We start from the raw sequence: 22804 nt of genomic DNA, 5'->3' as shown, positions 1-22804 counted from the left end.
AAGGATGGTCTGGCGTCCCATATGCCAGACCATATGGTTAATAAGATTATTTCATTTGAACCGGTATGGCAGCGCCCAGATAATGGCCTGCATTCAAATAACGATTCGTACCGGAGACAATTGCCATGCCCACTGCCTCGCTGTTGCGGCGGACGACGCACGCCCTGTTGCTGAGCCTTGCGCTGGGGGCGGCCGCCGCCCACGCCGCCGATACCTACCCCGACCGCCCCATTACCCTGGTCGTGCCGTTTGCCGCGGGCGGGGGCGCCGATGTGATCGCCAGGCTGCTGGCCACCAAGCTGCCCGCGCAACTGGGCGGGCAGTCTGTCATCGTGGACAACAAGCCCGGCGCCTCGGGCAATATCGGAGCGGGCCAGGTGGCCCGCGCGCCGGCCGACGGGTACACCTTTCTGCTGACTAACAGCACGCTTACCATCAACGCCAGCCTGGACATGCACGGCACGCCCGACGTGCGCAAAGAACTGGCGCCGGTGTCGTTGCTGGTGATCGCGCCCGTGGCGCTGGGGGTCAATGCGGTGATGCCGGCCAAGACCGTGCCCGAACTGGTCGACTACATCCAGAAGAACAACGGCAAGCTCAGCTATTCTTCCTGCGGCAACGGCACGCCGCAGCACTTTACCGGCGAATTCATCAAGCAGGCGGCCAAGCTCGACATGGTCCACGTGCCGTACAAGGGGTGCGCGCCGGCCGTCAATGACGGTCTGGGCAACCAGGTGCCGATTCTTTTCAGCACGATCCCCAACCTGGCGCCGCATGCCGAAACAGGCAAATTGCGCATGCTGGGCGTGGCATCCGCCAAGCGGGTGTCGTTCATGCCCGACCTGCCGGCCATTGCCGAGACCAAGCCGTTCGGAACCTTGGATATTTCCGTATGGTTCGGCGTGTTCGGGCCGCAGGGGCTGCCCGCCGCGGTGAAGAACAAGTTCGAGGCGGCCGTGACGGCCACCATGGCGGATCCGGCCGTGCAGAAGGCCTTCCGCGACCGTTACTACGAAATCGAGAAAACCGGCGCCGCGGCCATGGCCAGCCAGATCGACAAGGACCTGGACATGTACGGCAAGCTGGCCAAGCAGTCCGGCATTACGCTGCAATAACGCTGCCCCGCCTTCAGACTTCGTTTCAAGGAAACTCCATGAGCATTGCCCCGGACCTCAAAGCCTGCATCGATGACCTGGTCGTCGCCAATCGCGTGCTGGCGCGCTTCGGCGTGCTGGACGGCTTCGGCCACGTCAGCGTGCGCCATCCGCACGATGCCCAGCGTTTCCTGCTGTCGCGCTCGTTGGCGCCCGAGCTGGTTACGGCCGACGACATCATGGAGTTCGGCATGGATTCCGAGGTAGCCGCCAAGGATGACCGCAAGCCTTATCTGGAACGCTACATCCACGGCGAGATCTACCGGGCGCGGCCCGATGTGCACGCCGTGGTGCACAGCCACTCGCCGTCGGTGATTCCTTTTGCCGGGTCGTCGGTGCGGCTGCAGCCCATTTACCACATGGCCGGTTTTCTGGGCGGCGGCGCGCCGGTGTTCGATATCCGCTGCTGCTTCGGGCATACCGATATGCTGGTGCGCAACCGCGACCATGGCAAAGAACTGGCGCAGACGCTGGGCGACCGCCAGATCTCGCTGATGCGCGGCCATGGCTTCGTCGCGGTGGGCGGCGGCATTCCCGTGGCGGTGTACCGCGCCATCTATACCGAAATGAACGCGGCATTGCAGCAGAAGGCCATCGGCCTGAACGGCGAAGTGACCTACCTTAGCCAGGAAGAGGCGGCGCTGGCCGACGCAATGATGGCCGGCGTGATGAACCGGCCGTGGGAATTGTGGAAGAAGAAGGCCTACGAGTAGGCGCCGGGCTCAGGCGGCAACCAGCCTGAGCAAGGTGATTTCCGACGGCGCGCCCAGCCGCAGCGGCGGGCCCCAATAGCCGGTGCCGCGGCTGGTATATACCCACATGTCCTGGAAGCGGTGCAGGCCGGCGGTAAAGGGCTGCTGGAAGCGCACGAAGAAATTCCAGGGCAGGAACTGGCCGCCGTGCGTGTGGCCCGACAGCTGCAGCCGGTAGCCGGCCGGGGCGGCCGCGGCGGCGCTGCGGGGCTGGTGCGCCAGCAGCAGGCTGATCGCGCCAGCGGGCGCGCCCGCCAGGGCCGCCGCCGGATTGCTGGCCTGTGCAGGGTCGAACGCGCCGGCGCTGTAGTCGGTTACCCCGGCCACCACCAGCTGCGCATCGCCGTGGTCCAGCACGGCGTGTTCGTTCATCAGCACGCGCAGGCCTATGCGGCGGAATTCCGCTACCCATTGTCCGGCGCCGGAATAGTATTCGTGGTTGCCCGTCACCAGGTACGCGCCGTGGCGCGCGGCCAGCTGGCCCAGCGGCCGGGTGTGCGGCGCCAGTTGCGCCACCGGGCCGTCGACCACGTCGCCGGTGACGGCGATCAGGTCGGGCCGCAGGGCGTTGACCGCCTGGACGATGTGCGCGACATAGCCTTGCTTGATGGTGGGGCCCACGTGGATATCGCTGATCTGGGCAATGGTGAACCCGTGCAGCGCGGCGGGCAGGCCGGCGATGGGCACGTCGACGCGCACCACGCGCGCCAGGCGCCGGGCGTTGAACGCGCCCGCCAGCGTGGCGGCCAGGGCCAGCGCCAGCACCGCGAAGGCGCTGGCCGTCTTGAGCGCCGGCACCGGCAGCGCGGCCGAAGCCAGGGCGCTTATCGACAGCGCCGCGGCCAGCGCCACGTCGCGCAGCAGGGTCAGCACGAACAGGGACGAGAACAGGCCCATGAGCACCAGCCCGGCGCCGGCCACCCAGTCGGCCCAGGGGCGCGCGGCAAACGGGCGGATCACCAGCGACACCGGCATCAGGATGCACGACAGCACCAGCGCCGCCACCCCGGCCCATTGCCGGCCGCCCGACAGGGAAAGATCGGGAATCAGGCGCAGGCCGACGTAGACATGGGCGGCGGCGACAATGGCGATCAGGCGCAGCAGGAACGAGACTCTGGACATAGGTAAGAATATGGGGGCAGGGGCGTTTGGGGGGTTGCTAGAATGGTTGTCACAGACAATCAGGCGCCTGGGTCTCGGTCCGGCGCCAGTTTAATCCGAGTATTCATCGTGCCCCGCACCGACCCCCGGAACCTGTCGCGCTATTGGTGGGACCGCCATACGCCCGGGCTCAGCCTGATGCACGCGGATTTCTCTACCCAGGAATATCCGCCGCACACGCATGACGGTTTCGTGATCGCGGTGACGGAAACCGGCGGGTCGGTGATCAAGAGCCGCGGCGTGGTGGAAGAGGCGCGTTCGTCGACCCTGTTCGTCTTCAACCCGGTCGAGGCGCACGCGGGCTGGATGGGTTCGAGCGAGCGCTGGCTTTACCGGTCGTTTTACTTGACGCAGTCGGCCGTCGATGCCGTGGCACGCGGGCTGGGCATCGAAGATGTTCCCTATTTCACGCGCAACATGTTCAGCGACAGCGACCTCATCGGCAGCTTCCTGGCGCTGCACCGGGCGCTGGAGGACGGCCGCGACCTGTTCCGCGAACGCGAGCTGCTGTTTTCCACTTTCGGCCGCCTGTATCAACGGCATGGCAGCGGGGGCGGGCGCATCGATCCGCCGCCGCGCGACCAGGCGCTGATCCGCCTGGCCATCGATATGGTCCATGCCCGGTACGCCCAGGACTTGCGGCTGGAAGACCTGAGCGGGGCGGCGGGGCTGACGCCGTTCCAGCTTATCGGCCTGTTCAAGCGCTGCCTGGGCCTGACGCCGCACACCTACCTGACCCAGGTGCGCCTGGGGCGGGCCTGCCATTTTCTGCGCCGCGGGATGCCTATTGCGCAGGTGGCCGCGGCAACGGGCTTTTATGACCAAAGCGCCCTGACCAGGCAGTTCAAGCGGTGCTACGGAATCACGCCGCTGCAGTTCGCCAGGGCCGCGGCCAACGGCGCGGTGCATTGACCGCCAGCCCCGCATTCCGCAATTTTTGCCAATACGCCGTTTGCGCGTTTCCCGATACTTCCCGGACTTGCAGCCACTTTCCAGGAAGCCCGCATGGCCACCCCCGCGTCTTGCCAGAAAACCGCGCAGCCCCGGACGCAGTTGCGCCGGGCCTTGGGCTTGCGCGGCGCCGTCGCGCTGGGCGTCGGCGGAACCATCGGCGGAGGCATTTTCGTGCTGGTCGGCCACACGGCCGCTCTGGCCGGCCCGGCCGCGCTGCTGGCGTTCGGGCTGGCGTTCATCGCTTCCCTGCTGATTGCGCTGCCGTACGCGGAACTTGCCTGCCGCTATCCGGAGGCGGGCGGCGGTTATGTGTTCGTGCGCGAAGTGCTGGGGCGCGGCTGGGGGTTCCTGATGGGCTGGGTGTTCTGGGGAGCCTACATTTTCGTCAGCGGCTATGTCACGCTGGGGTTCGGCGGGTATCTGGCCTCGCTGACCGGCCTGCCTTCGGCCTGGGGCGCGGTCGGGCTGGTGCTGGTGTGCATCGCGGTCAATGTGGCGGGCGTCAGGCTGTCGGGGCAACTGCAGGTGCTGGTGATCGCGCTGGCGCTGGCGGGGCTGCTGGGCTTTGCCGCGCTGGGCATGCCGTCGGTGCAGGCGGACCGTTTTACGCCCTGGATGCCCAACGGGCTGCCCGGGATACTTTCCGCCGCGCTGATCGCTTTCCTGGCCTTCGGCGGCTTTGACATGGTGGCCGCGGCCGGAGAAGAAATCGAGCGCCCGGAACGCAACCTGCCGCTGGCCATTCTGCTGACGCTGGCCATCGTGCTGGTGGTGTACTTGCTGGTGGCCTGCGCCGCGTTGGGCACGCTGGACTGGCGCGAACTCGGCGCGTCCGCCGCGCCGCTGGCCGATGCCGCGCGGACCTTTCTTGGCCCCGTGGGGGGCCGTGCGGTGGCGCTGGTGGCCGTGCTGACCACCGCGGCCACGGCGAATGCCGTGCTGGTGGTGACGTCGCGCATCAGTTTTGCCATGGCGCGCGACGGGCTGCTGCCGCCGGCCCTGGCGCGGGTAAGCCCGGCCACCGGCGCGCCCTGGGCCGCCGTGCTGGTCAGCGGGGCCATGCTGGCGCTGGTGGCGCTGATCGGCACCCTGCATATTTCCACGGCGATCGGCGGCTTTTTGTATGTGCTGCACTTTATTGCGCCGCTGCTGGTGCTGCTGAAGCTGCGCCGCAAGGGCGGCCCCGCGCCCGCTTTCCAGATGCCGCTGCCCGCGGTCCTGCTGCCGCTGGCTTTCATCATGGCGCTGGTGCTGCTGGTTTCCAGCGGCGCGGCCGGTTTGGCGGGCGGCGCGGCGTGGCTGGCGCTGGGGCTGCTTATTGCCGGGGCCAGGCAGGCCCGGGGGCGGGCGGGCCGGCCGATTTCATGAGCGGGAACGCCTGGCGCCGCGGTTCAAGGTGGTGAAAGTTTCGTGCACGCATTCCACCATGCGCCTGGCCAGCGAGTTGACGGGAAAATGATCGGACGTCACTGCGTAGCTGTGGAAGTCGATTTTTTCAGAGAAGGGTATTTCACGCAGGCCGGGCTCCTGCAAGGCCCGCGACACGACCGGGTTGACGATCGACACCCCGAGCCCCTTGCCGACCATGGTGCAGATGGTGGTGGCATAAGGGGTTTCTATCGAGAGAATTCTTGAATCATCGGGAAAATGGCGGTCGATCGCCGCCCTGTTGAAACTGCCCGCCGGCAGCGAAATGAAGTTTTCTTCGTTGAAATCGGCGGGTTTCAAGATTTTCCTGGCGGCCAGCCGATGCGAGCCGGCCACGATGCCGACGCCATGCGCCGTATTGATACGCTCGTAACGCAAGCTCGGCATGTCGGTATGGATCGAGCAGAAGCCGATATCGCAGAATCCCGTCGCCATCCACTTGGCCACGACGTCGGACCCGCCCGTATTGACCACCACGGGGATATCCGAGAATTTCTGCCTGAACAGGCGAATGGCGTCCGGCAGAACGCATTGGGTAATAGAACCCACCGCGCCTACCCGCAGCAGGCCGGTGCCTCTGCGGCGGATCGAGCTGGCGCTGTCATTCAGTGATTCCAGCCCGATGAATGCGCGCTCGACATCGGCATAGAACGCCTCTGCCTCTGGCGTGGGAATCAGCCTGGTGCCGACGCGCTGGAACAGGCCGAACCCCAGGGTTTTTTCGAGCAGCGCTATCCAGCGGCTGACATTCGGCTGCGAGGTGTGCAGCAGCCCGGCCGCCGTGGTCATCGAGCGCGTCATCATGACGGCGCGAAAAGCCTCGACTTGTTTGAAGTTCATGCGCGAATCCTCTGGAATGCTTATTGCCTTGCCATATCATTATTGTATAGATAGGCGTAAAAATCTGATTTGACGCATGAATTGCGGCAGATGGAGACTACGGTTTTCCACGTTTCTACCTGGCCGAGATGGAATCCAAAGTAAGCAGCCGCCTCAAGCAGCCTCTTGCAAAAGAGGTGATCCAGCATGTTTTTCTTCCGCGCCTGAATCGCGAGTTCTACGCCAATTTCGAGATGCTGAATCAGATCAATCTCGCGCATCTGCTGATGCTGCATGAGCAGGGCATACTCGACCGGAGCGTGTCGATCCGCCTGGGGACGGCCTTGCTGAAGATGCAATCGGACGGCCCTGATGCGGTGGAACTCGATCCCGCGCGGGAAGAGGCCTACTTCAACTATGAGGCCCACCTGATCAAGCTGGTCGGGCAAGATGTGGGCGGGCGGCTGCACACCGCCCGCAGCCGCAACGATATGGGGGCTACCATCGACCGCCTGCGGGCGCGGGATTTCGCGGCCCGCATCGCGGGCGCGCTGGTCGGGGTGGCGCAAGCCGCGCTGCGGCAGGCCCGCAAGTACGCCGATTGCGCGATGCCGGGCTATACCCACATGCAGGCCGCGCAGCCGATCACTTACGGCTATTACCTTTCGGCGCTGGTGGATGCCTGGTCCCGGGACATCGACAGGATCCTGCATGCGATGGACACGGCGGACGCTTCGCCGCTGGGTTCGTGCGCGCTGGCGGGAACATCGTTTCCCATCGATCGCGACGCCACCAGCGCGATGCTGGGCTTTGCCCGGCCGCTCGCGAATGCCCTGGATGGCGTCGCATCGCGCGACTTCGCGCTGGAACTGAGCGCGGCGCTGTCGATCATGATGATTACCTGCAGCCGCATGGTGCAGGACTTCTACATTTGGTCGACCCCGGAATTCGGCTTGCTGTCGTTCCCGGACCGGGTGGCCAGCACCTCCAGCATCATGCCGCAGAAAAAGAATCCAGCCGTGCTGGAGTACCTGCGCGGGAAAACAGGCCACTTGATCGGGTTGACTTCGGCTGCCCTTGCCACTGTGAAATCCACGCATTTCACCCATTCGGGCGACAGCAGCCGCGAAAGCACCCGGACCTGCTGGGAGGCATGCGAAGAGGCGTTGAAGTCTCTGGAACTGATGAAGCTGCTGGTGGAGGAAGTCGAGCCCAACCGGGCCCGCATGGCATCCCGCGCCGCCGAGGATTTCTCGACCGTGACGGATCTGGCGGACCTGCTGGTGTGCAAGGCGGACATTTCGTTCCGCGACGCGCATCACATCATAGGGGCGGTTGTCCGGCATGCATTGGACAGCGGCATGCCGGCCCGGCAGATAACGCCGCAGATGATCGCGTCCGCGGCAGAGCAGCAGCTTGGGCGGCCGATATTGCTGCAGGACGACGACATCGGCAGTTGCCTGGATCCCGTGCGCAACGTGGCCGCGCGCCAGTCGCCGGGCGGGCCGGCGCCACGCCGTGTGCTCGAACGCATCGAGGCGCAGGCGGCGTTGCTTGGCCAGAAGAAGGATGTTGTTGGAATCGCGGCTCGGCAGGCCATCGACGCCCGTGAGCTGCTGCAAACCCGCATACGCGCACTTGTCTCGTCTGATACGGGCGAACCCGCGTTGCAGAAAACCTGACTATAAAAACGGAGGAGATTCATCATGTTCAAGATCGTCTTGGCGCTGGCCGCCGCAGCGGGCATCTGCCTGGGGACAAATGCCCAGGCCTACCCTGAAAAACCCATCACCATCGTCGTTCCATTCGCCCCGGGCGGCACCGTGAACCTGATGGGACGCCTGCTGGCCGACCGCATGTCGCAGGTGCTTGGGCAGCCGGTTATTGTCGAGAACAAGCCGGGCGCCGGCGGCAGTATCGGCGCGAACCTGGTGGCCAAGGCCCAGGCCGATGGCTACACGCTGTTGCTGGCGACGATGGGGCAGCAGTCGATCCAGCCTTTGCTGGCCAAAGAGCTGCCTTACGACGCCAACAAGGATTTCGCGCCGGTTGCGCTGTTTTCCACCGTGCCGAACGTATTGACGGTTTCGGTGCATACGCCGGTCAAGAGCGTGGCGGAACTGGTTGCGTACGCCAAGCGGAATCCCGGGAAACTGAACATGGCCTCGGCCGGCATCGGCTCTGTCAATCACCTGACCGGCGAGCTGTTCATGTACCGGTCGGGTGTCAAGTTCTCGCATGTGCCGTATCGCGGCGCCGGGCCCGCGACAGCCGACCTGCTGTCGGGCCAGGTGCAGGTGCTGTTCGCCAACCTGCCGAACGTGCTGCCGTACATCGAGCCCGGCAAGGTCCGCGTGCTGGCGATCGCCAGCGACCAGCGCAGCCCGGCCATTCCCGATGTGCCCACGCTGGCCGAAGCCGGCGTGAAAGACGCGGTCGTCGAGTCATGGTATGGGGTCATGGCGCCCGCGGGCACCCCTTCCGACGTGATCAGGAAGCTGCAGGACACGGTCATCGGCATCGCAAAAGAGAAGCCGATGATCAAGCAGCTGGCCGAGCTGGGCGCGATGCCCTATCCCGGAACAGCGCAAGATCTGATGGAACTTTCCAGCAAAGAAACCGCCCGCTGGACGGACATCATCAAGGGCGCGAACATTCAAACCAACTAGAACCCGGAATGGCGTAAGCTGCCGGGTCATGGCCGACCTGAAACTTCTGGAAGATCTGATCGCGCTGGCGCGGACCGGCAGCTTTGTGCGCGCGGCCGAGCTGCGCCACGTTACCCATCCGGCGTTCGGCCGGCGCATCCGGGCGCTGGAAGCCTGGGCCGGCACGCCGCTGGTGGAGCGCCAGCGGGCCCCCGTCATCCTGACGCCGCAGGGCGAGGCGCTGCTCAAGACGGCGGCGCAGGTGGTCGAGCGGATGGAGCAGGTGCGCCACCGGATCCGCCGCTCGGGCGCGGCCGGCGAGTCCGTGCTGCGCATTGCCACCGGCCGCAGCCTGGCGCGCACGCTGGTGGCCGACTGGATCGCCCGTCTGCGGCACCGCAGCCCGAAGGTGCTGGCCGAAGGCGCGCAGGTCGAGCTCAGCACCGGCATGATGCAGGACCTGGTCGCCCGGATGGAGCAGGGCCGGATCGACCTGCTGTGCTGCTATGAACACCCGGCGCTATCGGTGCAGCTCAGCCCGGAACGCTACCGCTACATGACGCTGGGTACTGACAAGCTGGTGCCGGTCAGCCAGGCGGACACGCGCGGCCGGCCCCGTTATGCGCTGCGCGAAGCCGGCCCCGGAGTGCCGCTGCTGACCTATGCCGGCGGGCTGTCGATGGAGCGCATCGTCGGCGACCGCCTGGAAGCCATGCCCTATGCGCTGGCGCCTTTCCTGCGCATCGATTCCCTGGATGCCGCCCACGGCCTGGTGCTCAAGGGCCTGGGCGTGGCCTGGCTGCCCTGGTCGATGGTGGCTGGGGACTGCCGCCGCGGCACGCTGGCGGCGCTGGGCGGGCGCAGCGAGGAAATCTCTTTCGAGGTGCGCCTGTACCGTTCGCGGGCGCGGCTGGCGGACCTGGCCGAGGCGGCCTGGGAAGTGACGGCCAGCCGGGCGGGCTGATGTCTGATTTGTGCTGAATAAGCACGGCAATGTGCTGCCTTGGCACATTGTGCCCCATGTGGTGCCGGAAAATATCGACCGATATTCCAACGAGACGGGCACGCCGTCCATCACAGCACCCAAGGGAGACATCATGAAAAAAACCATATCGCGGCCGCTGCGCGGCGCCATGTTCGCACTTTGTTCTGTTGTTGCCTGCGGCGCCGCCGCGCCCGCGGCGGCCGATTACCCCGAGCGTTCCATTTCGCTGGTGGTGGGTTACCCGGCGGGCGGCAGCGTCGACCTGACCGCCCGCCTGTTCGGCGAAGAGCTGGCCAAGCGCCTGGGGCAGAGCGTGGTGATCGAAAACGTGGGCGGGGCCGGCGGGACTATCGGCGCGCAGCGCGTGGCGCGCGCCGAGCCGGACGGCTATACGCTGCTGCTGGGGTCGACCAACGAAATGGTCATTGCCCGCATGGTCAACCCGGCCGTCAAGTATGACGGCGCCAAGGATTTCACCGCGCTGGGCGTGATCGCCTCGCAGCCGATGCTGCTGGCCGCCAGCAAGGCGTCGGGTGTGACCACGGCCGCGCAGTACCTGCAGAAGCTGCGGGCCGAGCAGCCCGGCACGTTCAACTTCGGCTCGTCGGGCGTGGGCACGGCCCTGCACCTGGCGGGCGAGATGGTCAACCAGTCCACCGGCACGCGCGCCGCGCACGTGCCTTACCGTGGCGTGGCCCCGATGGTTACCGACCTGATGAGCGGCCAGCTCGACTACGGCGTGCTGGTCCTGTCGTCGGGCCTGCCGCAGGTGCGCGGCGGCAAGGTGGTGGCGCTGGGCGTGACCGAAAAGCAGCGTTCGCCCGCCGCCCCGGATATTCCCGCCCTGGCCGAGACCTCGGGCTTCGAGGGCGTGGACATCAACGTCTGGTTCGCCCTGTACGGCCCGGCGGGCCTGCCCGGGCCAGTGGCCGCCAAGCTGCGTGGCGCGCTGGCCGAAACGCTGAAATCGGAGCAGTTCCGCGCCAAGCTGCAGCAGGCCGGCGGCGTGCTGGCCCAGCCCGGCGTGGACCCGGTGGCCTATCAGGCCAGCGAAACCAAGAAATACGGCGCGCTGGTCAAGGCCGCGAAGATCCAGGCGCAGTAACCCGCAGCACAAGGAACCACGCAGCATGCAATTCCAGCTTTCCGCCCCGGACCTGTCGGCCGAACGCGCGGGCAACACCAGTACGCCAGGCGTCTGGCATTTCGATTCCGGGGCGCCGGGGCGGGCGCTGATGGTGACAGCCCTGGTGCACGGCAACGAACTGTGCGGCGCCTGGGCGCTGAAGGACCTGCTGGCGTCGGGCCTGCGGCCGCGCCGCGGCAGCCTGACGCTGGCCTTCTGCAACCTGGCGGCCTTCGACCGCTTCGACCCGGCCCGCCACGACGCGTCGCGCTTTGTCGACGAAGACCTGAACCGCGTCTGGAGCGCGGCGCGGCTGGACGACGCCGTCTCTTGCGAGCGCCGCCGCGGCGCCGCGCTGCGCCCGTGGGTGGAACGGGCCGACTGGCTGCTGGATCTGCATTCGATGCACGAGCCCGGCGCGCCGCTGCTGCTGACCGGCATGCTGCCGCGCAATATCGCGCTGGCGCGCCGGCTGGGCGCGCCCCGGCATGTCATCGTGGACGCGGGCCACAAAGACGGGGTGCGCATGCGCGACTATGGCCGCTTCGGCGACCCGGGCCAGGCCGATGCCCGCGCGCTGCTGATTGAATGCGGTTTCCACGGAGACCCGGCCGCGCGTCTGGTGGCGCGCGACATGGTGGCGCGCATGCTGGCCGAGTCGGCCGTGATCGACGCGGCCGACCTGCCGGCCGGCTGGTTGCTGCCGGGTTCTCAACCGAACCAGGTGTCAGACACCCAGAGGGTGTCTGACACCTGCTGCGAGGCGCCAGGCGCAGGGGATGCCGGCCCGCAGCGCGTGCTGGAAGTGACCGACGCCGTGGTGGCGCCGTCGATGAACCTGCGCTTCGCGCAGCCCTGGCAGGGGCTGGAGACGCTGGCCCGGGCCGGATCGCTGATCGGCTGGGCGGACGATGCGCCCATCGTCACGCCTTACGACAACTGCACGTTGATCATGCCGTCGCTGCGGCAGCTCAAGCCGGGCGTGACGGTGGTGCGGCTGGCGCGCGAGTACGCCGGCTGAAGGGCGGGCTTGCGCGGGCCGCGGGCGCCGGGTCAGGGCAGCGGCATGTCGAAGCCCGCCTTGGCCAGTTCGAACTGGCATTGTTCGAAGCCGGTGCCGGGCACGAGTTCGCCGGCGCGGTCGCGGATTTCGTCCATGCGCGCGTGGATCTGCTGCGCGGCATCCGCGCCGGGCTCGACGAAGATGCCGCGCGTCATGGTGATGTTGGCGCTTTCGACGCCGCCCGCGCCCGCCAGCAGAATGCAGCGGGTGGGGGCGTCTTCGCCCACCAGCGCGACCAGGGCCGGGCTGACGGCGGCCGGCGCCAGGCGTTCCAGGGCCTCGGGCAGCAGCAGGCCTTCGGTCATGGCCGTGGCGGCCGTGGGAGCCAGGCAATTGACCCGGATGTCGTACTTGGCGCCTTCCAGCGCCAGGGTCTGCATCAGGCCCACCAGGGCCATCTTGGCGGCGCTGTAATTCGATTGCCCGAAATTGCCATACAGGCCGGACGACGAGGTGGTCATCACGATGCGGCCGTAACGTTGTTCGCGCATGATTTCCCAGGCCGCCTTGACGCAGTGCACGCTGCCCATCAGGTGCACGTCGAGCACCTGGCGGAAATCGTCCAGCGTCATCTTGGAAAAGCTTTTGTCGCGCAGAATGCCGGCGTTGTTGACCAGGATGTCGACGCGCTGCCATTCGTCCATTGCCCGGCCCACCAGGGCCTGCATGGCGGCGTAGTCGGTGACGTCGCCGGCCGCGGCCAGGGCGCTGCCGCCATTGCGCACGATTTCATCGGCCACCGCGCTGGCCGGCGAACCGGCGTGCGCGCCGGCCACGTCGTTGACCACCACGCGCGCACCGTGGCGGGCGAGTTCCAGGGCGTGCGCCCGGCCCAGTCCGGCGCCGGCGCCCGTGACGATGGCGACGCGATCCTGCAAAGACTTCTTCATGAATACTCCAGGTGGAAAACGGCCCGGTTCAGAACGCCACGGCGTCGCGTCCCTTGAGGCCCAGCATGGCCCGCGCTTCGTCGGGCGTGGCGATGTCCAGCGAAAGCTCGCCCAGGATGCGGCGTATCTTGCTGACTTGTTCGGCACATGATTTTGCCAGTTGTCCCCTGGCCAGGTACAGGCTGTCTTCCAGCCCCACGCGCACGCTGCCGCCCAGGATGGCGCCCATGGTCACCAGCGGCATCTGGTGCCGGCCCGCGCCCAGCACCGAAAAGCGGTAGCCGTCGCGGCCGAACAGGCGGTCGGCGGTGGTTTTCATGGCCACCAGGTTTTCCGGGTCGGGCCCCATGGCGCCCAGGATGCCGAAGATGTTCTGGATGAACAGCGGCCCCTTGACCAGCCCTTCATCGACGAAGTGGGCCAGGTTGTACAGGTGGCCCATGTCGTAGCACTCGAACTCGAAGCGCGTGCCGCATTCTTCGCCCAGCACCTTCAGAATGTGCCGGATGTCGCGGAAGGTGTTGCGGAAGATGAGGTCTTCCATGCCTTCTATGTACGGCTTTTCCCAGTCGTGCCGCCATTCGGAAATGCGCCGCGCCGCGGGATGGATGGAAAAATTCATCGAACCCATGTTCAGCGAGCACATCTCGGGCCTGGCGCGCAGCGGGTAGGCCAGCCGTTCTTCCAGCGTCATGCGGGTGCTGCCGCCGGTGGTGATGTTGATGACGGCATCGGTCGCGTCGCGGATGCGCGGGACGAATTCATCGAATACGGCCGGATCCGCCGTGGGGCGGCCATCGCGCGGGTCGCGCGCGTGCAGGTGCAGGATGGCGGCGCCGGCCTCGGCGGCCTGGATGGCCTGCTCGGCGATCTGCGCGGGCGTCAGGGGCAGGTGCGCGGACATGGTCGGCGTGTGGACCGACCCCGTGACGGCGCAGCTGATAATGACCTTGTCTTGTCGGTTTGGCATGTCGGATCTCGTCGATGACGGGTAAAGGGGCGGGCCGCCTACACGGCCAGCCATTGGGCCACCAGGGCCTCGTTCGAGCTCAGTTCGCGCGGGCTGCCTTCGAAGACGATGCGGCCGTGTCCCATGACGCAGACGCGCGTCGAGACCTTCAATGCGATCGTCAGCTTTTGCTCGACCAGCAGCACCGAGACGCCCTTGCGGTGCATGTCCTGGATGCATTCGCCGACCTGGGCCACGATGCGCGGCGCCAGCCCTTCGGTGGGCTCGTCGATCAGCATGACCAGCGGATTGCCCAGCAGCGAGCGGCAGATCGTCAGCATCTGCTGTTCGCCGCCCGACAGACTGCCGGCCCGGGTATTGCGGCGTTCTTTCAGGCGCGGAAAGTAGTCGAACATCTGCTCGACGGTCCAGCGGTGTGCCCCGGGCGCGGCGGGCTGCTGGCCCATGCGCAGGTTTTCGTCCACGGTCAGGTTGGCGAAGACCTCGCGTTCTTCGGGCACGTAGGCGATGCCGGCGCGGCAGATGGCATAGGGCCGCGCGCCCGCCAGGTCGCGCCCGCGCAGGCGCACGCGGCCCGAAGTGGGCGGCACCAGGCCCATGATGGCCTTCATGGTGGTCGAACGCCCCGCGCCGTTGCGGCCCACCAGGCTGACGACTTCGTCGCGCCCGACCCGCAGGTCCACGCCGTGCAGCACATGGCTTTTTCCGTAGTGGGCGTGCAGGTTTTCCACGCCCAGCAGGGGGGTGTCGGCGGTTGTGTTCATGGGGTGGCCTCGTCGCCCAGGTAGGCCTCGCGGACACCCGCGTGGGCGCGGATTTCCGCAGGGGTTCCGGTGGCGATGACCTGGCCGTAGACCAGGACGCTGATGCGGTCGCTGAGGGAAAACACGACGTCCATGTCGTGCTCGACAATCATCAGCGTGCGCCCCGCTGAAATCTCGCGGATCAGCTGCGCGGTGTACTCGGTTTCGTCATGCGACATGCCGGCCATGGGCTCGTCCAGCAGGATCAGCCGGGGATCCGAGGCGAGCGTCATGGCGATTTCCAGCGAGCGCTGCTCGGAATACGCCATTTCGCCGGCCACCGAGCCCGCCTTCGCCGCCAGGCGCACCAGCTCGAGCAGCCTGCCGGTTTCTTCGCGGATGCGGCGGTCGCGGTCGATGAACTTCCAGAATGCATATTGCAGGCCATGCGCGCGCATCACGGCCAGGCGCACGTTTTCGTAGGTGCTCAGCCTGGGAAAGATATTGGTGATCTGGAACGAGCGCGCCAGCCCGCGGCGGTTGATCGCCTGCGGCGTGCGGCCGCCGATCTCGCGGCCTTCGAAGCGGATGGCGCCGGAGCTGGGCGCCAGCTGGCCGGACACCAGGTGGAACAGCGTGGACTTGCCGGCGCCGTTGGGGCCGATCAGCGCGTGCCGCTCGCCGGCGCGCACCTGCAGGTCGACGCCGCGGATGATGTCGGTGGGGCCGAACGATTTGCGCAGTTCGTGCAGGGCCAGGATGGGGTCGCTCATGCCGATTCCTCGCTGTGTTGCGCCGGCGGCGGCCCGGAAGGCGCCGGTTCGCCATCGGCCAGCGCGTTCAGCATCTGGCGGCAGCGCCAGTACAGCAGCGCGGCCGCGCCGAACAGCAGCAGCGGCACACCCCAGGTGGCGGGCGAGCCGGGTTGCCACGAGCGGTCGAACAGCGCGACGGCAGGCCAGGGGCCGCCCGCGCCGGCCTGCATCAGCGCGCGGTATTCCTGCGAGAACAGGCGCTGCAGCAGCTCGATGGTGAACACCGTGCCGGCGCCCGCCAGCACGGCGCAGGCGGCGGCCATCAGGAACAGCGGGATCAGCCGGCCCAGGGCGTGGCGTTCGCGCAGGCGCCCGGTGATGGCGATGAGCCCGGTCAGGCCGGTGGGCAGGAACATCATGACCAGCACGAACAGGATGCCCTGGTAAAGCAGCCAGGAGCGGGTCAGGTCCGAAATGGCGTATCCGAAGAAAGTCATCAGCGCCGCGCCGAACGCCGGCCCCAGAAAAACCTGCACCCCGCCGATATAGGTATTGAGCACCGCGGCGGCCGACAGCGACGGGTCGAACACGACGTAGTTGGCCGACTCGTTGGACAGCACCTGCAGGCCGCCGGCCATGCCGGAGAACATGGCCGAAATGGCGAACACCAGGGTGCCGAGGCCGTGCACGTTGTAGCCCAGGAATTTCAGCCGGTGGCTGTTTTCGCGCAGCCCCAGCGTCAGCCTGCCCAGGGGCGTGCGCGTGTACAGGTAAAGCAGTGCCATGGCCATCAGCACCCAGGCCAGCGTCAGGTAATACACCTGGGTGGTCGAGCCGAAGTCGAAGCCCCAGGCGGGCATGCGCATGGTCGAAATGCCCGCCTCGCCGCCGAAGACGCCCTTCAGGTGCGGCGCCAGCGAATGGACGAGTTCCGCGATGGCCAGCGTGATCATGGCGAAATAGGTGCCGCTGCGCTGGGTGGCGAACCAGCCCGCGATGGCGCCGAACACCAACCCGCCCAGCGCGCCGGCCAGGGGCATCAGGGGCGTGGGCAGCAGGCCCGCGCCGCCCACCGCGTTCATGGCATGCACAGTGGCGAAGGCGCCCACGCCGAAGTAGGCCGCATGGCCGAAAGACAGCATGCCGGCCTGCCCGCACAGCAGGTTGTAGGCGCTGGCGAACAGGGCGGCGATCAGCATCTGGATGGCCGCATTGAGCAGGCCCTGCGACAGCAGGAACGGCAGCGCCGCCAGCAGCGCGGCGCCCGCCAGGCAGGTGATCAGGGTCTTTCGCATGATTTCAACCGTTTTCGCCCAGCAGGCCGCCGGGCCGCACCAGCAGGACCAGCAGCATCAGCGCGAAGGGCAGCGTGGCGGCCAGACTGGAAAGATTCAGGGTCATCAGCCCGCCTATGCCGCGGGCCCATTCACCGGCGCCGAACAGCGCGAACAGGTCGGCCAGGCTGGCGTCGACCGCGACGGCCAGCGAGGTGATGACGCCGATCAGCAGCGACGCCAGCATCGCCCCGGCCAGCGAGCCCAGCCCGCCGACCACCACCACCACGAACACCATCACGCCCAGTTCCAGCGCCATGTTGGGATTGGTGGTGTAGAAGGCGCCGGCCACGGCGCCTGCCAGCCCCGCCAGCGCGGCGCCCACGCCGAACACGCCCATGAATACCAGCGGCACGTTGTGCCCCAGCGCCTCGGCCATGCTGGGCCGGTGTATCGCCGAGCGCACCACGATGCCCACGCGCGTGCGGGTCAGCATCAGGTAGATGGCGATGAACATCGCGATGGCGATGCCGCCCATCAGCAGCCGGTAGAACGGATACTGGGTGCTGCCGATGCTGAACGCGGAAAAATCCAGCGACGCCGGCACACGGTAGTCGACCGGATAATTGCCGTAGAACAGCTTGATGGACTCGGCGATGATGAACGACAGGCCGAAAGTCAGCAGCAGCTCGTGCGCGTGGCCATGGCGGTGCACGCGGCGCAGGAAGCAGCGTTCCACCACCACCCCGATCAGCCCCACCAGCAGCGGCGCGGCGATCACGGCGGGCCAGAACCCGGCCACGCCCTGCAGCGTGTAGGCAAAATAGGCGCCCAGCATATAGAACGACGCATGCGCGAAGTTCAGCACGCCCATCATGCCGAAGATCAGCGTCAGGCCGGCCGACACCATGAACAGCAGCAGTCCGTAGATGATGCCGTTCATCAGCGAGAAAAGAAGCTGTTCCATGGCGCTGCAGCTCAACCGGGCCGCTTCATCTTGCAGCTGGCCTGCGCGGGCGTGGAGGCCTGCTGGGCCGTCAGCAGCAGCACCGGCTTGAAGCCCATGTCGGTGCGGTCGACCTTGTGCCGGGCATCGCGCGACACCGTGGACACCACCATCGGCAGCTGCGCCTGGTGATCTGCCGCGCGCATGCTCATTTCGCCCATGGGGGTCTGGATGCGCGCGGTTTCAAGAGCCTGGGCCAGCGCGTTGACGCTCAGCGCGCCGTTGGCGGGCGGGGTGCGCTTGAGTGCGTCGGCCACCATCTTCATGCCATAGACCGTCTGCGGCTCGATGAACACCGGCATGTGGCCGGTCTTGGCCTGGTAGTCCTGCACGAACTGTTCGGCGTCGGGGCCGCCCGCCTCGGCGTTGAAGGTATGCACGACGAAATTGCCCTCGGCCAGGTCGCCCGCGTTGGCCAGATTGCCCGGCTGGTCCAGGTACACCGTGCCATAGCGCGCTTTCAGGCCGGCGGCCTTCGAGGCCTTCATCAGCAGCAGCAGGTCGTTGGACCAGTTGCCCGTAATGACGGTGTCGGCGCCCGAAGCGGCGATTTTCGCGACGTAGGGGGAAAAGTCCTGGATCTTGTTCACGTCGTGCAGGGTCTTTTCCACCACCGTGTAGCCGCCGGGCTTCTGGTTGTCGATGATGGCCTGCTGCATGTCCTGGCCCCAGGAATAGTTCTGGTTGATGGAATACACCTTGCCGCCCAGCGCGCCGGCCTTTTTCATGCCTTCGACCAGCGCCCTGGTGCGCACCTGGGCGTTGCCGGCGAAGCGGAAATGGTAGAAGTTGCACTTTTCGCCGGTGAGTTCCAGCGCCTCGGCGCCCATGTTGATGTAGACCATCTCTTTGCCGGGGTTGCGCAGGTTGTGCTTGCGGATGTCTTCGGTAATTTGCCCGCCGATGGCCGACGAGGCGCCCTGCACGACGATCTGCACGCCGTCGGCGGCGGCCGCCTTGAGCTTGTCGGCCGCGCCCGCCGGGCCGCCCTGGTTGTCGTATTCAAGCAGTTGCACCGGCTCGCCGTTCCAGCCGCCGGCCGCGTTGATCTGGTCGACCACGTAGCGTACGGCGGTGCGATACGCCTGGCCCGAAGACGCCTGCGGGCCCGAAAGGGTTTCCACCAGGCCGATCTTGACCGGCGCCGCCGAAGCGGGCATGGCGCAGAATGCCCCCAGCGCGGACGCGACGGTGATGGCGGAAAGGTTGAGCTTGTTCATGCCTGTCTCCTGTTTTTTTAAGCTGCCATGGAACGAGCCGGCCGGGCCGGCGCCGAGTACTTATAGATATTCGATGTTGCCGTCCACGCTGATGGCCTGTCCCGTGATGTTGCGCGCCGCCGGCGAGCACAGGAACAGCGCCGTGGCCGCGATGTCGTCGGCCGTGACCATGCGGCGCAGCGAGATCTTGCGCAGGTACTCGTCGCGCATGGCCTGCACCGGCACGCCGGCGGCCGCGGCGCGCGCGCCGATGACGCCGTCCATGCGCTCGCCCTCCACAGTGCCGGGCAGAATGGCGTTGACGCGCACGCCGTGCGGCCCCAGCTCGATCGCCAGCGATTTCACGAAACCCACGATGGCCCACTTGGTCGAGGCGTAGGGAGTGCGCAGCGCGTAGCCCAGCCGGCCGGCCACCGAGCTCATGGCGATCAGGCAGGGGTTGTTGCCGGATGCCTTCAATAGCGGCACCGCGCGGCTGGCGAAATAAAAGTGGCTGTTCAGGTTCACGTCGATGGTGCGTTCCCAGTCGCCGCGCTGCAGGTGTTCGACAGGGCCGGTGGGCCCGGCGATGCCGACGTTGTTCACCAGCACGTCCAGCCCGCCCAGGCTGTTCTGCACATCGGCGAACACGGTATCCACATCCCCGGGCACCGAGGCATCGGCCATGCTGGTGGTGATTTCCGGTGTTTCGGCGGTCAGCCGGTCCAGCGCGGCGCGGTCGATGTCGCACACATGTACGCGGGCGCCCGTCTCGCGCAGGGCGCGCGCCACGGCGGCGCCGATGCCGGACGCCCCGGCGGTGACCAGAACGCGCAGGCCGGGGGCGGGCCGCAGCGTGTCGATAAGGCTGTTGTGCACCTGTTGGTATCCTGTCATGGGCATACCGAGAGTGTCACGGACCGGGGCGGCTAAATCTATGTGCAATGTGCACATAGGCTAGCCCTTGTTGATATGATGTTCGCACTGTGCTGGCCCTGCGCCTGCCCGCAACCTGGCCTGGCCGCTGCCGGAAATCTCATGCCGCTTTCTTCCGCACGCAAGAAACACCCCGCCGGCGTGGCCGGCCCGGACGCTGAAACGGTTGCCGCCGACCTGGTGGGCCTGCTGCACGGCAATGCGCCCATCGGCGATTTCGCGGCGCGGCTGGCCGACCTGGAAGCCTTGCCCGACGGCCTGGCGCACAAGAACGGCCTGGTCGAGCTGGCGCGCATGGCCATGGCCCTGCGCAACCGCCTTGAACAGCACGAGCAGCGCGAACGCGGCATGCTGGCGGTGATCGAGTCGGCGCAGGACCTGGCCGGCCGCCTGGACTTGTCCGAGCTGCTGAAGGCCATCGTCACCCGCGCCCGCGACCTGCTGCGCGCGCACCTGTGCTGGCTGACCATCTACGACGCCGATGGCAGCGAGTTCAGGGTGGTGGTGGCCGAAGGCGCCATCGTCGAGCGCACCGGCAGGATGACGGCGCAACGCAAGCGCGGCGTGGCCGGGGTCGTGATGTCGACCCGCCTGCCGTTTTCTACGCCGGACTACCTGCACGACAACCGCTTTATCCACGATCCCGAGCTGGACGACATCTTCCGCGACGAAGGGGTGGCGGCGCTGGTGGGCGCGCCCCTGATCTGGGACGACACCGTGATCGGCCTGCTGTTCGTGGCCGACCGCTACCATCGCACCCATACGGCGCTGAACATATCCATCTTGTGCACGCTGGCCACGCACGCGGCGGTGGCGATCAACAATGCCCAGGCCTTCGCCGACGCACAGGCGGCCCTGGAAAAGGCCGACCACGCGCGCGCCGAGCTCGAGCAGCATGCGCGCGATGTGCAAAGCGCGGTAGAGGCCCACGAACGCCTGACCCTGCTGCTGGCCCGGGGGGCGTCGCTGGGCGAGCTGTGCCAGTCGATTGCGCAGCTGCTGCAGGGCAGCATCCTGGTGCTGGACGAGATGCACCATGTGGTGGGGCGGGGCGCCGCAACGGGCTACAGCGGCGGCGCGGCCGACGCCTACGCGCCGCACGGCCCCCACAGCGCGGCGCTGACGCAGGCCCTGGGCGACAGCCGGCGGGCCGGCCGCTCGACCATCGCCTACGCCAGCGGCGGCGAACTGTGCCGCGCCACGGCGGTGATGGGCGGCGGCGGCGTGCTGGGCTCGGTGCTGCTGTTCCGGCATGAAGACATGCGCGACATCTCGATCCGCACCTTCGAAAGAAGTTCCAGCGTGATCGGCATCGTGCTGCTTTCGCAAGAGCGCATGGAAGCGAACAGAAGCCGCGATATTTCCGAGTTCCTGCAGTCGCTGATCTCGCCCCGGCAGGGCGAGCCCGCGCTGGCGCGCGATCGCGCGGAGCGCTTCGGGCTGGACATTGCCCAGCCCATGTCGCTGATGCTGGTCGAGCCGGACCAGCCGGGGCCGGCGTTCCTGGCGCGGCGCCTGCGCGCGCTGTTCGCCTGGCCGGAACTGGTGCTGGACGAGGTGGACGGCGTGCTGGCCTTCGTGTGCGGCGCGACCCGCGCCCAGCAATTGCTGGAGGCCTTCGGCGATTTTGCCCGCCGCGAGCTGGGCGGCGCATACCGGGGCGTGCTGTCGCGTCCCGTGCACAGCGCGGCGGAAATGCCGGGCCTGTACGCATCGCTGCGCCGCGCGCTGCCCGTGGTGGGGCGGCTGGGCATGCACGGGCGCATAGTCGGCCAGAACGAAATGGCGCTGTATTCCGCGCTGTTCGAAACCCAGGACCGCGCCAGCCTGAACCTGTTCCTGGATGCGGCGATCGGCGCCGTGGTGGCTCATGACCGCAAGCGCGGATCAGACCTGGCGGCCACCCTGCTGGCGTACTTCGACAACCACCAGAACGCCTCGGTCACCGCGCAGCGGCTGGGCATTCATGTGAACACGGCGCGGCAGCGGCTGGCGAGCGCCGAGGCGCTGATCGGCCATTGGGGCGATGCCCGGCGCGCCCTGGAGATCCATGTCGCCTTGCGGTTGTGGAGCATCGGGGTGGCCAGTATCCCGCCTGCCGACGCCGGGGCCCGGTAGGTATCAGCGGATGTCGCGGTAGCCGCACGCCTCGGCCTCGTGCGCCATGCCGATCAGTTGCGCGTAACGGCCAGGCTCGGGCCGCACGAAACGGGCGACGCGGGCGTTGCGCAGCAGTTGCGCGCCGCCGGGGTCGTCTTGCAGGCCGAGCAGCGCCTGCGCCAGGCGGGCGGCGCAGGCGGCGTCGACGCCAGGGCCCGCCACCAGCAACGGGTTGGGCGTCCAGGGCGTATAAGCCAGGGTGCGCAGCCCGGCCAGCGCGTCGCGGTCATGGACGCGCAGCAAGTCCAGATACCAGCCGTCCACGGCGGTCAGGTCGATTTCGCCGCCGGCCAGGGCCCGCAGCAGGCCGCGCGGATTGCCGTAAGGCCCCCTGGAATCGCTGAACCATGCGCCGTGCCCGCTCACGACCTTGGCCAGCGCCGCGCGCGGCGCGTTCCAGCCGGATTGCGAATCTTGCACCATCCAGCCGTAGCGGCTGCCGGCGGTGTCGGCCAGCGTGCGCCAGGGGCTGTCGGCGCGAACCAGGAATTCGCTGCGATAACGGGGCTGGCCCTGGTAGTGGGGCCAGTCGGGCACGACGCCGGCCAGGGCGGTGTAGTCGCGCCCCGCCCGCACGGCCAGCGCATAGGGCCAGCCGCACATGAAGGCGCCGCACAAGCCGGGCCGGTCCCAGAGTTCGCCGATGGGGGTGGGCCACGCGTGCTCGACGAATTGCACCTGCAGGCCGGCGCGCTGGTGCGCGGCGTGCAGCAGCGCGTGCCAGGCGGCCCGGGCGGCGGGCGCCACGTCGTACATGCGGGTCGAGGCGATCAGCGCCATG

At 67.4% G+C, this 22804-nt stretch carries 21 protein-coding genes; 10 read left to right on the top strand and 11 right to left on the bottom strand.

Annotated elements, in window-relative coordinates:
* The first annotated feature begins 125 nt into the window (after positions 1–125).
* Positions 126–1115 (top strand): tripartite tricarboxylate transporter substrate binding protein, encoded by a 990-nt coding sequence (locus tag J2P76_RS15275; protein ID WP_207408539.1) that lies wholly within the window; start codon positions 126–128, stop codon positions 1113–1115.
* Positions 1116–1153: 38 nt separating this feature from the next.
* Complete coding sequence (locus J2P76_RS15270) at positions 1154–1867, top strand: class II aldolase/adducin family protein (RefSeq protein WP_207408538.1); 714 nt, start codon at positions 1154–1156, stop codon at positions 1865–1867.
* A gap of 9 nt (positions 1868–1876) precedes the next feature.
* On the opposite strand, the gene J2P76_RS15265 is transcribed toward J2P76_RS15270, so the two are convergent.
* Positions 1877–3028: a metallophosphoesterase gene (locus J2P76_RS15265; protein ID WP_207408537.1), complete on the bottom strand. Its 1152-nt coding sequence runs from the start codon at positions 3026–3028 to the stop codon at positions 1877–1879.
* A gap of 108 nt (positions 3029–3136) precedes the next feature.
* Between J2P76_RS15265 and J2P76_RS15260 the strand changes: the two genes are divergently transcribed.
* Entirely contained in the window at positions 3137–3979 is an 843-nt protein-coding gene (locus tag J2P76_RS15260; RefSeq protein ID WP_207408536.1) for a helix-turn-helix domain-containing protein, read from the top strand.
* 93 nt (positions 3980–4072) lie between these two features.
* Positions 4073–5389, top strand: coding sequence for an APC family permease (locus J2P76_RS15255; RefSeq protein WP_207408535.1), 1317 nt, complete (start codon positions 4073–4075; stop codon positions 5387–5389).
* On the opposite strand, the gene J2P76_RS15250 is transcribed toward J2P76_RS15255, so the two are convergent.
* A complete protein-coding gene (locus J2P76_RS15250; protein ID WP_207408534.1) occupies positions 5384–6289 on the bottom strand; it encodes a LysR substrate-binding domain-containing protein in 906 nt (301 codons plus the stop codon). The two genes, J2P76_RS15255 and J2P76_RS15250, sit on opposite strands and share 6 nt — an antisense overlap.
* Positions 6290–6417: 128 nt before the next feature.
* Between J2P76_RS15250 and argH the strand changes: the two genes are divergently transcribed.
* From argH to J2P76_RS15225, 5 genes are all read left to right on the top strand, one after another.
* Positions 6418–7950 (top strand): argininosuccinate lyase, encoded by a 1533-nt coding sequence (gene argH / locus J2P76_RS15245; protein WP_207408533.1) that lies wholly within the window; start codon positions 6418–6420, stop codon positions 7948–7950.
* Positions 7951–7974: 24 nt separating this feature from the next.
* Entirely contained in the window at positions 7975–8937 is a 963-nt protein-coding gene (locus tag J2P76_RS15240) for a Bug family tripartite tricarboxylate transporter substrate binding protein (protein ID WP_207408532.1), read from the top strand.
* 28 nt (positions 8938–8965) lie between these two features.
* Complete coding sequence (locus J2P76_RS15235; RefSeq protein ID WP_207408531.1) at positions 8966–9880, top strand: LysR family transcriptional regulator; 915 nt, start codon at positions 8966–8968, stop codon at positions 9878–9880.
* 133 nt (positions 9881–10013) lie between these two features.
* Positions 10014–11006 carry a Bug family tripartite tricarboxylate transporter substrate binding protein gene (locus J2P76_RS15230; RefSeq protein ID WP_207408530.1) on the top strand — a complete coding sequence of 331 codons (993 nt, stop codon included), beginning with the start codon at positions 10014–10016 and terminating at the stop codon, positions 11004–11006.
* Between the two features lie 25 nt (positions 11007–11031).
* On the top strand, positions 11032–12048 hold the full coding sequence (locus J2P76_RS15225; protein WP_207408529.1) for a succinylglutamate desuccinylase/aspartoacylase domain-containing protein: 1017 nt from the start codon (positions 11032–11034) through the stop codon (positions 12046–12048).
* Positions 12049–12080: 32 nt separating this feature from the next.
* Here the strand turns inward: J2P76_RS15225 and J2P76_RS15220 are convergent, their stop codons facing one another.
* The 8 genes from J2P76_RS15220 to J2P76_RS15185 are packed head-to-tail and all read right to left on the bottom strand — an operon-like array spanning position 12081 to position 19830.
* The gene (locus J2P76_RS15220; RefSeq protein ID WP_207408528.1) at positions 12081–12980 is read right to left on the bottom strand and encodes an SDR family NAD(P)-dependent oxidoreductase; all 900 of its coding nucleotides are present in this window, start codon (positions 12978–12980) and stop codon (positions 12081–12083) included.
* Between the two features lie 28 nt (positions 12981–13008).
* Positions 13009–13950, bottom strand: coding sequence for a 3-keto-5-aminohexanoate cleavage protein (locus J2P76_RS15215; protein ID WP_207408527.1), 942 nt, complete (start codon positions 13948–13950; stop codon positions 13009–13011).
* A gap of 38 nt (positions 13951–13988) precedes the next feature.
* Entirely contained in the window at positions 13989–14714 is a 726-nt protein-coding gene (locus J2P76_RS15210; RefSeq protein ID WP_207408526.1) for an ABC transporter ATP-binding protein, read from the bottom strand.
* Positions 14711–15466 (bottom strand): ABC transporter ATP-binding protein, encoded by a 756-nt coding sequence (locus J2P76_RS15205; protein WP_207408525.1) that lies wholly within the window; start codon positions 15464–15466, stop codon positions 14711–14713. The genes J2P76_RS15210 and J2P76_RS15205 overlap by 4 nt, the downstream gene beginning before the upstream one ends.
* On the bottom strand, positions 15463–16743 hold the full coding sequence (locus J2P76_RS15200; protein WP_207408524.1) for a branched-chain amino acid ABC transporter permease: 1281 nt from the start codon (positions 16741–16743) through the stop codon (positions 15463–15465). Before J2P76_RS15200 ends, J2P76_RS15205 begins: the two co-directional genes overlap by 4 nt.
* Positions 16744–16747: 4 nt before the next feature.
* Entirely contained in the window at positions 16748–17689 is a 942-nt protein-coding gene (locus J2P76_RS15195) for a branched-chain amino acid ABC transporter permease (RefSeq protein ID WP_207408523.1), read from the bottom strand.
* A gap of 11 nt (positions 17690–17700) precedes the next feature.
* Positions 17701–18948: a branched-chain amino acid ABC transporter substrate-binding protein gene (locus J2P76_RS15190; RefSeq protein ID WP_207408522.1), complete on the bottom strand. Its 1248-nt coding sequence runs from the start codon at positions 18946–18948 to the stop codon at positions 17701–17703.
* Between the two features lie 60 nt (positions 18949–19008).
* Entirely contained in the window at positions 19009–19830 is an 822-nt protein-coding gene (locus J2P76_RS15185) for an SDR family oxidoreductase (protein WP_207408521.1), read from the bottom strand.
* Positions 19831–19965: 135 nt separating this feature from the next.
* On the opposite strand from J2P76_RS15185, the gene J2P76_RS15180 reads away from it, so the two are divergent.
* A complete protein-coding gene (locus tag J2P76_RS15180; RefSeq protein ID WP_207408520.1) occupies positions 19966–21981 on the top strand; it encodes a helix-turn-helix domain-containing protein in 2016 nt (671 codons plus the stop codon).
* A 3-nt stretch (positions 21982–21984) separates the two neighbouring features.
* Here J2P76_RS15180 and J2P76_RS15175 read toward each other — a convergent pair whose 3' ends face one another.
* Positions 21985–22803, bottom strand: a complete 819-nt coding sequence (locus J2P76_RS15175; protein WP_207408519.1) for a phosphate/phosphite/phosphonate ABC transporter substrate-binding protein — start codon at positions 22801–22803, stop codon at positions 21985–21987.
* Position 22804: the final 1 nt, after the last annotated feature.

It is taken from the genome of Bordetella petrii, assembly GCF_017356245.1.
In the GTDB taxonomy this organism is placed as follows: Bacteria; Pseudomonadota; Gammaproteobacteria; order Burkholderiales; family Burkholderiaceae_B; genus Bordetella_A; species Bordetella_A petrii_D.
This window is presented reverse-complemented; position numbering and strand designations above follow the sequence as displayed.